We start from the raw sequence: 13529 nt of genomic DNA, 5'->3' as shown, positions 1-13529 counted from the left end.
GACTATTCTCAAGCGCTGAGGTGACCGGGAACACGAACGTGCCGGCGCACGACTTCGACGAATTCCGGATCGCGTTTTGCGGCCCAGACCGCGGCCATGTGGCCGATGAACGCCAGCAGAAGGCCTGCCAGCCACAAGCGCAGACCGAGGCCGAGTGCTGCGGCCAATGTTCCGTTGAGAATGGCAACCGATCGCGGTGCGCCGCCCATCAGGATCGGCTCGGTCAGCGCACGGTGGACAGGGGCGACAAAGCCCGGGACTGGCTCATCCATCAGATCACCACCCCGCCGCCGAACGAGAAGAACGACAGGAAGAAGCTCGAGGCGGCAAATGCGATCGACAGACCAAACACGATCTGGACCAGCCGCCGGAAGCCGCCCGAGGTGTCACCGAATGCGAGCGAAAGACCTGTCACGATGATGATGATGACTGCTATGATCTTGGCCACGGGTCCTTCGACCGATTGCAGGATCTGGTTAAGCGGCTGCTCCCAGGGCATGTTCGAGCCGGCGGCCCAGGCCGGTCTACTCACCAGGTACAGACAAGCGAATGCCGCAACTGACGTGAAGCCTCGCCTGATAGATGATCGTACGTTCATGACTGATCTCCGATTTTCGAAAGGGTGTAGTCGCCTGATGACCCAAGCCCGGTGACAGAAGCGAGTTCGCTCAAACGCCGTTCGGCACCACGGCCAGAGAGCACGGCGATGACGTTGATGGTCTCGGCGATCAGCGCGCGCGGGACCGTGACGACGGCCTCCTGGATGAGCTGCTCGAGCCGGCGGAGCGCGCCAAGCGCGGTGCCGGCGTGAATCGTGCCGACACCGCCGGGATGTCCAGTCCCCCAGGCTTTGAGCAGATCGAGCGCCTCGGCTCCGCGCACCTCGCCAATCGGGATACGATCAGGGCGCAGGCGAAGCGACGAGCGCACAAGTTCGGACAGCGAGACGACGCCATCCTTGGTCCGCAGCGCCACGAGGTTCGGCGCCGTGCACTGAAGCTCTCGCGTATCTTCGATGAGAACGACGCGATCCGAACCTTTGGCCACTTCCGCCAGAAGCGCGTTCGTGAGCGTCGTCTTGCCCGTCGATGTGCCGCCCGCGACCAGGATGTTCTTGCGTGTAGCGACCGCATCGCGGAGCGCGTTCGCCTGCTCCAAGTTCAGGATGCCGGCAGCGACATAGTCGTCCAGCCCAAACACGGCGACCGCAGGTTTGCGGATTGCGAAGGCCGGCGCTGCAACCACCGGCGGCAGCAGGCCTTCGAAGCGTCCCCCGGTCTCCGGCAGCTCAGCCGAGATTCGGGGCGAGCCGGCATGAACCTCAGCGCCCACATAGTGCGCGACCAGCCGGACAATTCGCTCGCCGTCGGCAGCGGATAGACTCTCGCCGGTATCGGTCAGGCCGCTCGACAGCCGATCGATCCACAGCCGGCCATCGGGGTTCAGCATCACCTCAACGATCGACGGATCTTCCAGAAAGCCCGCGATGGCAGGCCCCAGCGCCGTGCGGAGCATGCGCGCTCCGCGCAACTCGGCTTCCGAATGAAATGAATGGATCGCCACGACCGCCCCCCGGTTGACCGAGGCAGCTAGCGTCTAGCCGCCTCACATGAGGACAACTAGAAAAAGCAGAACCTGCGCGACAGCAACAATGAGACCGTGTCAATCGTAGTCTGGCGTAGAAGAAGAAAGATTCGGGACGATCGCTTCTGACGCGCCGAACATCATGATCCCGGACATCAGCCCGGCGATATGCTGCCCTCACCACTCCGCATGATCATCCGCCTCCAGGATGGCGAGTTCGGCTGGTGGAATAACGGCCTCAACCGAGTTCCAGCCCGCCGCCGGTTGACCTGTGACCGAAGCGCCAGTCTTCCGTTTCCGGCGATCGAGCCACGGGACGGCGGCGAACCAGACCAGCGCTGCCACCTGCAGCAAAACGTTCACACCGAACGCTGTCTGATAGGCCGTTAAAGGATAATGCCCCGCCTCTAGAGGCCATTGCTCCAGAACCAGTCCCGTCCCGTACTGCACGACGAAAGCCCAGCCAAACTGCAGGACATTGAGACCGCCATTGGCGCGCGCAACCAGTTGGGGCGGGAAATAATCCGCTATGATGGCGTAGGTCAGAGCAGTGGCTGATCCGGCCATCGACAGCACGCACCACGGCAGGAGTGATGGCCAGGGCGGATGCAGGATCAGCACAAGCTCCGCCACAATCAACATCGCCGCGACCAAGCCAAACAGAGCCTCGGTCCTCTTAGCCCGACGGCGCACCCAGTTGGCAAGGACGCCCAAGACCAGAGCGCCGAGACTCAGAGCGACCGCCATCACGAACAATTCGTTGACGAGTCTCGTTCGATCCAGCCTCTCCACATCGGAAAGCCAGGGCGCCGCCCATAAGGATTGCAGTGCCCAAGCGGACCCGATGCAGGTCGCCGATAAGGGCGCCATTCTCCAGAACCGCGCATCCGAGTAGACGGTTTTCAGAGTGGCGGGCGTCCTGGTGCCCTGTGGCCCAGTGGTTCGTTCGGGAACCACGAGATAGATCAACATGGCAGCAAGCGCGCTTGCAGCGGCCAGCACGCCGAATAGACCCCGCCATCCGATCCAGTCCAGCAGCGCCTCCGCAGGAGCCGTTGCGGTGACCGCGCCCAATGAGCCCAGCATGATCATATAGCCATTGATCAGCGCCAAACGTTCTCTTGGAAACCAGAGGACAATGATTTTTAGCCCGGACATCAGGGCTGCTGCGCTCCCAAGTCCGACAATCGCGCGAGCAAAAAGAAGCGAGAAGAATCCCGTCGATAGCCCAAAGAGCGCGGCACCCCCTGCAGCAACAGCCAAGAGCACGCTCTGGACCCGGCGCGGCCCAAAGCGATCAAGTAACATGCCGATCGGAATCTGGGCCGCCATAACGACCAGAAAATAGATTGACGTGAGCAGCCCGATATCGGCAGCGCTAAGCCCGAGATCAGAGGCGAGGCGGCCAGCAATGAGTGTATTGATCGTCCGGAACAGGTACGAAAGGTAGTACCCGGCCGCGAAGGGAAGAAACACGCACGCGATCAGCCGCCACACAGGAACTGGCTCAACTCGTGCCACCGGCAATATTTGCGACCCAAGCTCGTTCCGCACGCTTCTGGCGGCCGGCCTAACAAAAGGAGTTGGGCAGGTTTCGAAAGTTTGGAGCGCTGCCGCCCTCCATGGCGGCAGCGCTCGGCTCGGAGTTTCCATCCGCCGCGACTGCGGACAGACCTTCCTTTCTTGGCTGTTCTTCTGCCGCGCGCTGTGACGCGCCGCCAAGAGCTTCACCGGCAGGTCGACCGCGCCTGCCCAGCCGATCGATCGTCTCCTGGATCAATGGCTGACCGAGCCGTACCCGCCGTTCGACTTGCTCCGCCAATACCTTAAAACGCTGCTGCCCGAGCAGGCACGCCTCCCGCTGCCCGGATGGCAGCATGGGCAGCGTCACGGTGAGGTGATAGCGCGCATGCAGGGCTACGGTCTCGGCGATGATCGCGATCTCGTGCTCGAGCCTGGCCATCTGGCCATTTATCCGGTCCAGAGCCTCATGAACGCGCCCCTCGATGGGCGGTGCAGGCATCAGGAATCGTTCAAGCGCCGTCTCGACGACCATGCTCTTGCCGAGGCCCGGGCGTTCGGTCGCAACTTCAAGCCGCTGAAACATGCTCTCGGAGAGCTGAACGGTAACCTTCTTGGTTCGCGCTCCTTCGTTCGGGCTCGGCTGCGCATCGCTGTCGGCTTGATTCACAATCGAGTTGGGCTGGCCTCCAAGCTCTCCATCGACTTGCACTGCTTGTTCACTCCCAATTTGCGGCCGCGACCTGCCCGCGCACCGCGGCACGCGCGGCGTCGATTTCGGAATCGAAACGGCTGAATCGCCCCCAGCGATGATGGCCTTGACACAAGGGCCAATCCGAACGTCACTTCAACCGCACCGACATCTGCGTCGTAGTCTGGCGTAGCCAAAGAAAGACAAGGCGGTCTCAAGAAGAGCGGGATTTGTAAGCCTGTGTCATTCGCGCGCAGCTAACGGGCTGTTGCAGCGGGCTCGGGCGCCTGGAGTGACGCGCCGATCGCTTGTTGCTTCGTGGCGTGCTGCCGACCTGCAGTCTGCTTGTCTGATTCAGCGCCGCATATTGCCACAAGCTGCGAGGGGGCATTTGGGGCGCGCGTACTGATTACTCGGGCGTCTCAGAGGCGTGCATGTCGATGCTCACCTCTTTCAGGACGGTGGATCCGCTTGCAAGCCGCCGTCCGAGCGCCTCAACAAAGCGATCGTAACGTTCCGCGCCCTTGGCGCGCGCGGCGGGCGTCGAATGTTCGGGGAGCGCCGGCGTTGAGGTCAGCCAGAAACGGATGAAGAGCGCGATGGTCTCAAGCGTGATGCCACCATTGCGCTCGAGGCGCTCGAGCACGCACGCGATCCGATCCAGACGCTTGGCGATCGCCGCCTCGCGCCGATCGGAATCATCGGGAGAAAGAAAGGCGGCAATCGCTGCCTCGGCGACCAGGGACTTGGGCTGCCCCCGGCGTTGTGCGAAGGCCTCGAGGGTTTTGAAGGTTTCCGGATCGAGATAGATACTGAGCTGAATCTTTTTCACGCTGCCCCGATCATAGGTCCATCCCATCGTCCGCGTCGAGGCTGACGGTCCGCGCAACGCCCTGCATCGAGCGGCTTAGAGCTTGTGCCTGGACGGCATCGGCATCACCCTCATCGAGGTCGGTGTCGAACTCGTGTTCGCCGAGCGGCGCCTTGACCTCGATCTCCTCATGTTTCGGCAATTCCGGCTCGCGACGCAAACCACCGTTCGCCTCGTCGCTCCTGCGCTTGCGTCTGGTCAGTAGCTCGACTGATGGCGGAATTGGAGCGCCGGCCGACCAGTCATCCGGTCCTGCGGACAAGGTACGCGGTTCGAAACGGGGCGGCTTCAACACACGTCGCTGGAACTGCGGATCCTCATAGTAGCGGACTTTGGTGGCGCGCACCGGGTGCACCCCGGAAATCATCACGACTGCATCTTTCGGCGAAAGTTGCATGACCTCGCCCGGCGTCAGCAGCGGCCGCGAGGTCTCCTGACGGCTCACCATGAGATGTCCAAGCCAGGGGCTTAAACGGTGCCCGGCATAGTTCTTCATGGCGCGCAACTCGGTCGCGGTTCCGAGCGCGTCGGAGACGCGCTTGGCGGTACGCTCATCATTGGTCGAGAAGGCGATCCGGACGTGGCAATTGTCGAGGATGGCATGGTTCGGCCCATAGGCGCGTTCGAGCTGATTGAGGCTCTGGGTGATCAGAAAGCTGCGGATGCCATAGCCTGCCATGAACGCGAGCTGGCTCTCGAAGAAGTCGAGCCGGCCGAGCGCTGCAAATTCATCGAGCATCAGAAGGAGTTTTTGCCGGCGCCGGTCTGGATCCAGGCTTTCGGTCAACCGCCGCCCGATCTGGTTGAGGATGAGCCGCATCAAGGGTTTGGTGCGGACGATGTCGGATGGAGGCACCACGAGATAGAGTGAGACGGGCTCGGCGCCGTCGACGAGATCGCGGATGCGCCAATCGCTTCGCGCGGTGATCTTGGCAACCACCGGATCGCGATAGAGCCCCAGGAAGCTCATCGCGGTTGAGAGCACGCCGGAGCGCTCGTTCTCGCTCTTGTTGAGAAGCTCGCGCGCGGCCGAAGCGACAACGGGATGAACGCTACCTCCAAGATGCGGGGTTGCGAGCATGGCGTTAAGCGTAGCGTCGATCGGGCGGGAGGGATCAGACAGGAAATTGGCGACGCCTGCGAGGGTTTTGTCGGCTTCGGCGTATAGGACATGCAGGATTGCGCCGACAAGCAGGGAGTGGCTGGTCTTTTCCCAGTGGTTGCGGCGTTCGAGTGCCCCTTCCGGGTCGACAAGGATATCGGCGATGTTTTGGGCATCTCGCACCTCGCAATCACCACGACGGATCTCAAGAAGCGGGTTGTAGGCAGCGCTGGCCGGATTGGTCGGGTCGAATAGGAGCACTGGCCCAAATCGCGCGCGCCAGCCGGCAGTCAACTGGAAGTTCTCGCCCTTGATGTCATGAACGATCGTGGAGGCCGGCCAGGTCAGAAGAGTCGGGATGACAAGGCCCACGCCCTTGCCCGAGCGCGTCGGAGCAAAGCAGAGCACATGCTCCGGTCCGTCATGCCGGAGATAGCGCCCCTCAAAACGTCCGAGCACGACGCCATCAGGCCCCAACAGCCCTGCGCGCCTGACCTCGCGTGAATCGGCCCAGCGCGCTGAGCCGTAGGTGGTGACGTCCCTCGCCTCATGGGCCCGCAATACCGAGAGCATCATTGCCAGCGCGATTGCCGCAATTCCGCCGCTTGCGGCGATGGCGCCGCCCTCAAGGAAGATCACCGGCGCGTAAGCATCGAATTTGAACCACCAGGCGAAGAAGGCAGCCGGCTGATAGATCCGCCAACCCCCGAGACTGAACCAGGCGGGTCCAAGCTGCGGCTGGAAGGCAAGCCGCCAAGCGGTCCATTCGGTCGCCGCCCACAGGAGGGTGAGCACAACCAGACAGACCAGGATCACCTGATGCCAGATGATTTTTGTCGCGGACATGGGATGGCGATGTGACACCATCCATGTCCGCGCACAACGACAGTCTCCCACGCATCGCAGTCGCGCGCGTCGCAGCGCAGAGATCGGCTGGGTCAGAGCGACAGGCCCCGTTTGCGCCCAAAGCTCCAATCGACCCTGCCGGCAGCGGCGATGCCGCCGACCCGTTTGCCCAATTCGCGCTCAAGCGAGGGTCGCTCACGAACAGATCCATCTGGCGCGACGGCCGCGATTGTCGACCGTGTCGGTATCTGTTCCCTGGCACTGACATGGCCCTCTCCCCGATTCTGGTCGGGAGAGGCTCTGGATGTGCCGAAAAGCAGGGCAGCTGATGGCGTTCAATCCTTCAACGCTCAGGGCATGCCGTCCGGTCGAACATCCATGCTGGGAGCGTGCAGCGAAAAACGACATAACCAGCCTTGTCGCCCCCATGAACGCAAACTCGGTGACCAAACCAAAAACGAGGCCGATAAAGAACCTCGCGAAGAAACGGTCCTGTGGGCGTTTTTAAACGTTGTTGTGCAATCCCGCGCAGCGTCATTCGACGCTCGGTTAGCTGAGTCCCGTTCAGCTTGAGGCTGCCGGATAGACAGCAGAACGCTCTCGTATGCGCGGAATATGTGCGGCAGCAGGCGCCAGGGTTGGCTCGCGCGAGATGTACAACAAAGCATCGAGCACCCGAGCAACGTTTACGGGGCGGCTGCAGGAAGTTCTGGCGAGCAAGAGAGGCGCTAGGATCGCCCACGCCTCACAACCGTGTCATAAAACCTGGGCTGTCATGTCCCTTCAGAGGCGCGATTCGGTATTCCAGACATTTTCTACCAGCGAACACAGAACCGCCGCCTTCCTCAATGCAACATCCCTCACCTTCCGCCATAGCTCTAATCAGGCGAGCCATAGCGCTCAGGCATAGCTGATAGCAGTCGACAAACTCTCCATTTGCGGGACTCCAAACTGCTACTATTCAGGCCGCTTGCAGTGGCCGCGACCTACACGGTCGGCCGGTAGGCCGATCTGGGGCTTCTGCGGTCGGGGATTGAAGCCCTTTATGAAGGAAGCGATTATGTCTGATCGGATCAATTTCGCGCGCGGTGTCCCAGCGGAAGCCGCCTTCCCGCGCGCTCAAATTAAAGCGTGTGTGGAATCCCTTGCTTCAAAGCCTGACGTGGCCGCCTTCCAGTATGGCCCTGCGACCGGTCCCTCGGAAATTCGGGAATGGTTGGCCGATCATCATGGCGTCAGCTTGGAAAGTGTCATGGTCGGTGATGGGTCCGTTGCGCTGTTCGACATACTGTGCCGGATCTGGCTGAAGAAGGGGCAGACGATTCTAGTCGAAGAACCCTGCTACGATCGAATCCTTCATCTGCTGCGTTACTACGGCGCGAATATCGTCAACGTTCGGGTGGGCAACGACGGTCCGTCCATTGAAGCCTTGGAAGAGGCTGCCCAGGGTTCGCCGCTTTTCTTCTACGCAGTTCCTGACTTCCAGAATCCGTCGGGATGCGTGTGGTCGGCCGAAAAGCGCCACCATCTTGTGAGCCTCGCCCGACGAGGCAACTTCAAGATCGTAGAGGATAGCCCTTACCGTCTGCTCCGCTACAAGGGAGCGCAGCAGCCTTCATTTTTGGACATCGGGTCGGACGTCACTGTCCAACTTAATTCTTTTTCGAAGATCATTTTGCCAGGACTAAGGGCGGCTTACCTCATCGCGACACCGGAGACCATCGCAGCTGCAAGCAAGATGGCAGAAAACACCTATGTCACTCCAGGCAATTTCGCTCTATCGGTTGCAGGCGAATGGCTCCGCCGCGGGTATCTCCCGGAGCAAGTCGCGGGTCTGAAACGCTTGTATGGCCCCCGGGCAGAGTCAATGGTCTCGGCCTTGGAGGAGTTCATGCCCTCCCATCGTTTTACTAAACCTGAGGGTGGATTCTTCGTTGGCGTGACGTTGTCGGATCCTATGGATCCGGAGCAACTGCGGACGCAAGCAAGGCTTGCTGGTGTCGATCTCTCCGATGGTGCGGGCTTCTTTCTCGACGCGCAGCCGACACCGTTTCTGCGTTTGCCGTTCTGCTCGATGGATGAAGACACCGCTCGGTACGGCGTTCGCACGCTCGCGACGGTCATCAAACGCTGCCTCGCCACGAGATCAAAATCGCGGACGTCCGTTGCCGATATTCCGACCGAAGCAGCCCATCCAAGATAGCAGAGGACAGCGTGTGCCGACAAGGCGCGGGCTTGCATCTCAGGATCTGGAGGTCTCTCACGTCCTAACTAGCGGCAACCGCGGAAACCGGGCAACGCGTTGAACTCGTGCACCTCGTGCGGCACTTCGACTTCTCTCGGCGCGCCGCGTCCTCCGATTTCCTCCATCTCCACTTCCGAGAGCGGCAGGAACTCGTGCACCGACGGATCGTGACCGGCAGCCTGCTCACGGTGGTGAAGAGTTCGGTGAAGTCTTTGCGCTGCATGAGGAGGAGCTTCGCGAGCGCGGCGCGGCCGCCGGCCCCGTCATCGGCGAGGATGATCTCGCGCACGGCGCGGCAATGAGATACCTGTCGAGATTGTAGCCCTTCGTCGAGCAGTTCCTCGGACTAGTGGTGAGGCAGATCAAGGGTTGGAATACATGGCAATGAAGCGCCGGTACGAGTCATAGGCCAAGCGCTCGTTGCCCGCACGCTTGGCAAGGGCACTGACGTCACCGCCGAATGTCGGAATTCTAGCAATTCACTCGGCAGCGTCACGTGCTGGGGCCGGTTTGGGCAGAATGGCCTTCACGCTCGTATCCACGATGACGAAATGTGGTCCGGGAGCTTTGAGGATCTCGGTTAGCAACGCGAGCTGCGCAACCGTCCTGATCCGTGTCGTAGGAAAACCAAACGCCTTACCCATCAGATCAAGATCAGGATTGACAAAGTTCGTTCCGATGCTCCGTCCGGGGTAACTTTTTTCCTGGTGAATTTTGATGGAGGCGTATACCCGGTTCTCGGACACGATGATTTTAAGCGGCAGCTTTCGTTCGATCGCAACTGTCAGTTCGCTACCAGTCATCAGCAAGCCGCCATCACCGACAAAGCAGACCACGTCGCGCCCCGGCTCACGTAAGCAACCTGCGACTGCTGCAGGTACTCCGAACCCCATGGCGCCGGAGATTGGGGCGATCAAACGCTGCGGAGGCCGAAACTCGATGACTCGGTACACCGGCGCGGCAAAAGTGCCGGCATCGAGCGTAACGATGGCGTTTTTCGAAAGATGCCGCCCGACGTGATCAACGACGAGCTCGAAAGGCACCCCATCATCGACATCGAAGCTACGCACCGCGGCAATCTTGCGACGTTCCGCTCCGAGCTTTTGAATCCAGTCGCAGCGGTCGGGAAGCACGCCATCCGGCCGCCCCAAAGTATCGATCAAGGACACCGGCGAGCAAGCGATCGAAAGATCGCTCGCGAAGTGCGTCCCAATGACCGACGGGGCATTGTGAATATGGACCAACTTCTGGGCTGGCCGCACCAGATCCGGGAATGTATAGCCTTGGGTGGTGATGTCGCTCAGGCGAGCACCGAACACCACGATCAGGTCTGCCTGCCTCAGCGCACCCATCTGAGACGCTGGATTGCTCAGGCCCATATCACCCGCATAAAGGCGATGGTTGTTCGGAAGCAGGTCCTGACAGCGGAAAGAAACGACCGAGGGCAATTCCCAGGCTTCGAGGAAAGCGAGAAGCTTTTCGCGCTCACCGGGCTTCTCGATACCGCTGCCCGAGATGACCAGCGGGCGCTTTGCCGAGGTCAGGAGATTGCGCAACTCGGTCAGCGATGCCGCGCTTGGCGCAGAAGTGATCGCCGCCTGAGGCCTTACTACCTTTGTTGAGCATTTGGCTATCAGAACATCTTCTGGTATGGCCACAACGACAGGCCCCGGAACTCCGGTGGTCGCAGTCTGCAGGGCGCGCAGCATTGTTTCTGCAGCACGTTCGGGATCGGTTATTTCGGCCGTCCATTTGGCAATCGAGCCAAACATCGCGTCATAGTCGATCTCTTGAAAAGAATCCCGGCGAACGTCGCGCGCGGCGACTTGCCCAACCAAAAGGATGAATGGAACTCCGTCCTGCTGAGCTGTATGCACCGCGATTGTGGCATTCGAAGCCCCGGGTCCTCGGCTAACGCAGGCAACGCCAGGCCGTCCCGAGAGCCTGGCGTCAGCTAGTGCCATGAAGCCCGCTCCGCTCTCGTGGCGGCATACGACTGTATCGATGTCACTTCTACCATAAAGTGCATCAAGCAGGCCGAGATAGCTCTCGCCAGGGACGCAGAATACGCGATCAATGTCATGCGCAGCCAAGGTCTCGACGATGAGTTCGCCAACTGTGGTCACGTTCGAAGCTCCAATGGGCTAGCGGCAGATCAAGCTATTCTGCTCGTCGCTCGTATCCAAACACGTCATACGTAGTTCCAAACAACCGTGTGGAACGTGTGTTCTGATTAGATTCCGCCGGTGCAGACGTACTTGGACTCGGTGAACTCCCGCAGACCTTCGGAACCGCCCTCGCGTCCGATTCCAGACTGCTTCACACCGCCGAACGGCGCGGCTTCGGGTGGACATCACGCCGCTGGTAATGCCGGCGATGCCGAACTCCAGCGCCTCCAACATCCGCCAGACACGGCTGAGTCTTTGGCCATAGAAATAGGCCGTTAGTCCGCACTCGGAGCGGTTCGCCCCGTCAATCAAGGCAGCCTGCCGAAACAGCTCTTTGTCCTTGATCTCAATTTGAGGCAGCATCCCAGAACTCCTAAACCACGCTGGGACTTTCGACGTTTTCGCCGTAGCGCGGCAGGTGGTTTGACCGAAAAGAAGCTATGCTCTTTATGAATAGGGCGGCGATTTCACCTCATCCAAGATGAGCGATCCATTCGTCCGACCAGCCGACCGTCAACGGCCGCTTTCGCAAGCTCGACCCGCACCCGCCTTGCCAGTTCACGCATTGCGAGCGTCGTCGGACGCTGCAGAGAAAAAGCCAACATGAACCGTTGGCTAAGCTCGGGCTCGACGAGACGACGAAAGCCGAAATCGTTGCCTTCCATTTCGGGCAGGATGACACCGTGCGGCAGAACGGTGAAACCATAGCCTTCCCGGACCAACTGCTTCAAAGGACTCAATGCATCCACTTCTGCCTTGACATCGAGTTCGACCCCGAGCGTTTGCATGGCCCCGTCCAGCTCGCGGCGAAGACCATGGTTTCGTCCGACGAGCAACATCGGCAAGCCAACGAGATCCCGCGTGGGAAAGACGTCCGTGTTTGGCGCCAGTGCCTCGATTTCGGGTTTCCGCCCAAACAAGAGAAGATCAACTTCAAGAAGCGGGTCCATGCGAATGTATGGCGCCTTGCGCGCATTGTTAATCACCGCCATGTCAACGCGACCAGCGGCAAGCCACTCATTAACATAGCCCGAGAGACCATCGACCAAGTGCAGCTTAACTTGCGGGTAGAGGGAAAAGAATTGCTTCACGATTTCAGCGCCGATCGCGGCGCTCATCGACGGCGGCATCCCGAAGGTAATAGTCCCGACGGGGACACGGGCTGCCTCACCGAGATCAGACTTAATTTGATCCAATTCTTGCAGCAAGGGATCAATGGAAGCGTGAAATTGAGCACCTTCCTCGGTTACGCGAATACCACGACCGTGCCTGTAGAATAATTGAACACCAAGCTCTTCCTCAAGTTGCCGTATTTGTCGGCTGAGGGCCGGTTGTGCGACACCAGCGATGCTTGCAGCCTTGGACAGGGAACCGGCCGCTGTGACTGTTAAGAAGTATTTTAGCTGCCGCAACTCCAAGCTGACCCTCTCAAATCTCACAGTTGCGCAAAGCCGAAGCCCCAGCGCCTGAAGTGTGGCGTACCATCGGAGATCTGTGACTTGTTCAAGCCTCAGGAGTGCTGAAACTATCTTAAGGCCGCCGGATATACGTCCGCATTGTCCGATGCTGAGGCACAAGTGCGTCTCCCGCCGAGACCATCACGCAGATTCCACTCTCGTTTGGCCAGTGAATGACGATGATGTGCGGCCTCCGCCTCTATTATTCGAGCATCGGACTATTGGATTTGGGGTCGCAAGCTTGAGCGGCGTTTCTGGAAAAAGCCGCCGCTTATAGCGGCAGCTCTGCGAGTACCATGGTAACGGTAGATACATTGTTAGCCGACCGTTGCCATAAGGAGCGCTGCGTTGTTGGCCGCGTCATAGACTGGCAATCCGGTGGCCCCTCGTATTCTGGGCGAGACTCGCGGAAATATTGTGCACTCGCATAGAATAGCTGCAACGTCGTCATGCTTTTGCACCCGGGCAATGATGCCGTCGATATCGGCTAGAACGTCGGCGACATGTACATTACCTTTCTCGGCCAACAGGTAGTCGTAGGTCGCTGTACCCTCCAGCCCTTCGATGACCAAGCGCGATGGGTCTGTGATACCCAGCCTCGCAAAGATGCTGGCATCTAGATATTGTGAGTCCGCAGTGAGTACCGCGACCTTCTTGCTCGCAGGCACATTGGCAAGCAGGGTTGGAAGCAAAAGCAGGCTTGAAGTCGATACGGGCACCGACACGGCTGCTGCAATCGCCTGCTGGTACCGCACCGTAAAACCACAGTCACACGTGATTGCGTCGGCTCCTTGTCGTACAAGCTCTTGAGCGGCTTTTACATACTCACCTTCTAATGCAGGGTCACCTAAGACAACATCGCGGGCCCATCCTCCTGGGATTTTTCTCAATATTGGCGAGGACTCATAACGGCTCGGATGGCCAACCCCCAGACCAAAGTCTGGATGGTTCCCGTGATATTCGCCGCTGTTCAACAGGGACAGAATCCCTAAAATTTTCACGTTGAATCTCCTTCAGAGAGTATGTTGCTAATGATTGCTTTTC

13 protein-coding genes are annotated in these 13529 nt (G+C 59.9%); 1 reads left to right on the top strand and 12 read right to left on the bottom strand.

From position 1 onward, the window contains the following. Window positions 1-8: 8 nt before the first annotated feature. The 7 genes from AC0L27_RS34150 to AC0L27_RS34120 all read right to left on the bottom strand — a co-directional run bounded on the left by AC0L27_RS34150 (window position 9) and on the right by AC0L27_RS34120 (window position 6615). Window positions 9-272: a VirB3 family type IV secretion system protein gene (locus AC0L27_RS34150; protein WP_007600323.1), complete on the bottom strand. Its 264-nt coding sequence runs from the start codon at window positions 270-272 to the stop codon at window positions 9-11. Further along, a complete protein-coding gene (locus tag AC0L27_RS34145; protein WP_473322135.1) occupies window positions 272-598 on the bottom strand; it encodes a TrbC/VirB2 family type IV secretion system protein in 327 nt (108 codons plus the stop codon). The genes AC0L27_RS34150 and AC0L27_RS34145 overlap by 1 nt, the downstream gene beginning before the upstream one ends. Next, window positions 595-1515 carry a P-type conjugative transfer ATPase TrbB gene (gene trbB / locus AC0L27_RS34140; protein WP_473322133.1) on the bottom strand — a complete coding sequence of 307 codons (921 nt, stop codon included), beginning with the start codon at window positions 1513-1515 and terminating at the stop codon, window positions 595-597. The genes AC0L27_RS34145 and trbB overlap by 4 nt, the downstream gene beginning before the upstream one ends. 246 nt (window positions 1516-1761) lie before the next feature. Continuing rightward, entirely contained in the window at window positions 1762-3081 is a 1320-nt protein-coding gene (locus tag AC0L27_RS34135; protein WP_473322131.1) for an MFS transporter, read from the bottom strand. Window positions 3082-3154: 73 nt separating this feature from the next. After that, the gene (locus tag AC0L27_RS34130; protein WP_473322128.1) at window positions 3155-3817 is read right to left on the bottom strand and encodes a ribbon-helix-helix domain-containing protein; all 663 of its coding nucleotides are present in this window, start codon (window positions 3815-3817) and stop codon (window positions 3155-3157) included. A gap of 388 nt (window positions 3818-4205) precedes the next feature. Then, window positions 4206-4628 carry a CopG family transcriptional regulator gene (locus AC0L27_RS34125; RefSeq protein WP_473322126.1) on the bottom strand — a complete coding sequence of 141 codons (423 nt, stop codon included), beginning with the start codon at window positions 4626-4628 and terminating at the stop codon, window positions 4206-4208. Between the two features lie 10 nt (window positions 4629-4638). Beyond that, window positions 4639-6615, bottom strand: a complete 1977-nt coding sequence (locus AC0L27_RS34120) for a conjugal transfer protein TraG (RefSeq protein WP_473322125.1) — start codon at window positions 6613-6615, stop codon at window positions 4639-4641. 1045 nt (window positions 6616-7660) lie between these two features. Between AC0L27_RS34120 and AC0L27_RS34115 the strand changes: the two genes are divergently transcribed. Beyond that, window positions 7661-8818: an aminotransferase-like domain-containing protein gene (locus AC0L27_RS34115; RefSeq protein ID WP_473322124.1), complete on the top strand. Its 1158-nt coding sequence runs from the start codon at window positions 7661-7663 to the stop codon at window positions 8816-8818. Between the two features lie 68 nt (window positions 8819-8886). Here AC0L27_RS34115 and AC0L27_RS34110 read toward each other — a convergent pair whose 3' ends face one another. From AC0L27_RS34110 to AC0L27_RS34090, 5 genes are all read right to left on the bottom strand, one after another. Continuing rightward, on the bottom strand, window positions 8887-9018 hold the full coding sequence (locus tag AC0L27_RS34110) for a hypothetical protein (RefSeq protein ID WP_473322173.1): 132 nt from the start codon (window positions 9016-9018) through the stop codon (window positions 8887-8889). 321 nt (window positions 9019-9339) lie between these two features. Next, complete coding sequence (locus AC0L27_RS34105; protein WP_473322122.1) at window positions 9340-10986, bottom strand: thiamine pyrophosphate-binding protein; 1647 nt, start codon at window positions 10984-10986, stop codon at window positions 9340-9342. A 107-nt stretch (window positions 10987-11093) separates the two neighbouring features. Further along, window positions 11094-11183: a hypothetical protein gene (locus AC0L27_RS34100; RefSeq protein WP_473322121.1), complete on the bottom strand. Its 90-nt coding sequence runs from the start codon at window positions 11181-11183 to the stop codon at window positions 11094-11096. 312 nt (window positions 11184-11495) lie between these two features. Next, complete coding sequence (locus AC0L27_RS34095) at window positions 11496-12446, bottom strand: LysR family transcriptional regulator (protein ID WP_473322120.1); 951 nt, start codon at window positions 12444-12446, stop codon at window positions 11496-11498. Between the two features lie 356 nt (window positions 12447-12802). Next, complete coding sequence (locus tag AC0L27_RS34090) at window positions 12803-13486, bottom strand: aspartate/glutamate racemase family protein (RefSeq protein ID WP_473322119.1); 684 nt, start codon at window positions 13484-13486, stop codon at window positions 12803-12805. Window positions 13487-13529 lie beyond the last annotated feature (43 nt).

The sequence above is a fragment of the Bradyrhizobium sp. Ken51 genome (assembly GCF_055807435.1).
This window is presented reverse-complemented; position numbering and strand designations above follow the sequence as displayed.

Coding starts and splice junctions, on each gene's coding strand:
- AC0L27_RS34150 (WP_007600323.1), bottom strand. CDS start 272: ATGGATGAGCCAGTCCCGGGCTTTGTCGCCCCTGTCCACCGTGCGCTG.
- AC0L27_RS34145 (WP_473322135.1), bottom strand. CDS start 598: ATGAACGTACGATCATCTATCAGGCGAGGCTTCACGTCAGTTGCGGCA.
- trbB (WP_473322133.1), bottom strand. CDS start 1,515: ATGCTCCGCACGGCGCTGGGGCCTGCCATCGCGGGCTTTCTGGAAGAT.
- AC0L27_RS34120 (WP_473322125.1), bottom strand. CDS start 6,615: ATGTCCGCGACAAAAATCATCTGGCATCAGGTGATCCTGGTCTGTCTG.
- AC0L27_RS34115 (WP_473322124.1), top strand. CDS start 7,661: ATGAAGGAAGCGATTATGTCTGATCGGATCAATTTCGCGCGCGGTGTC.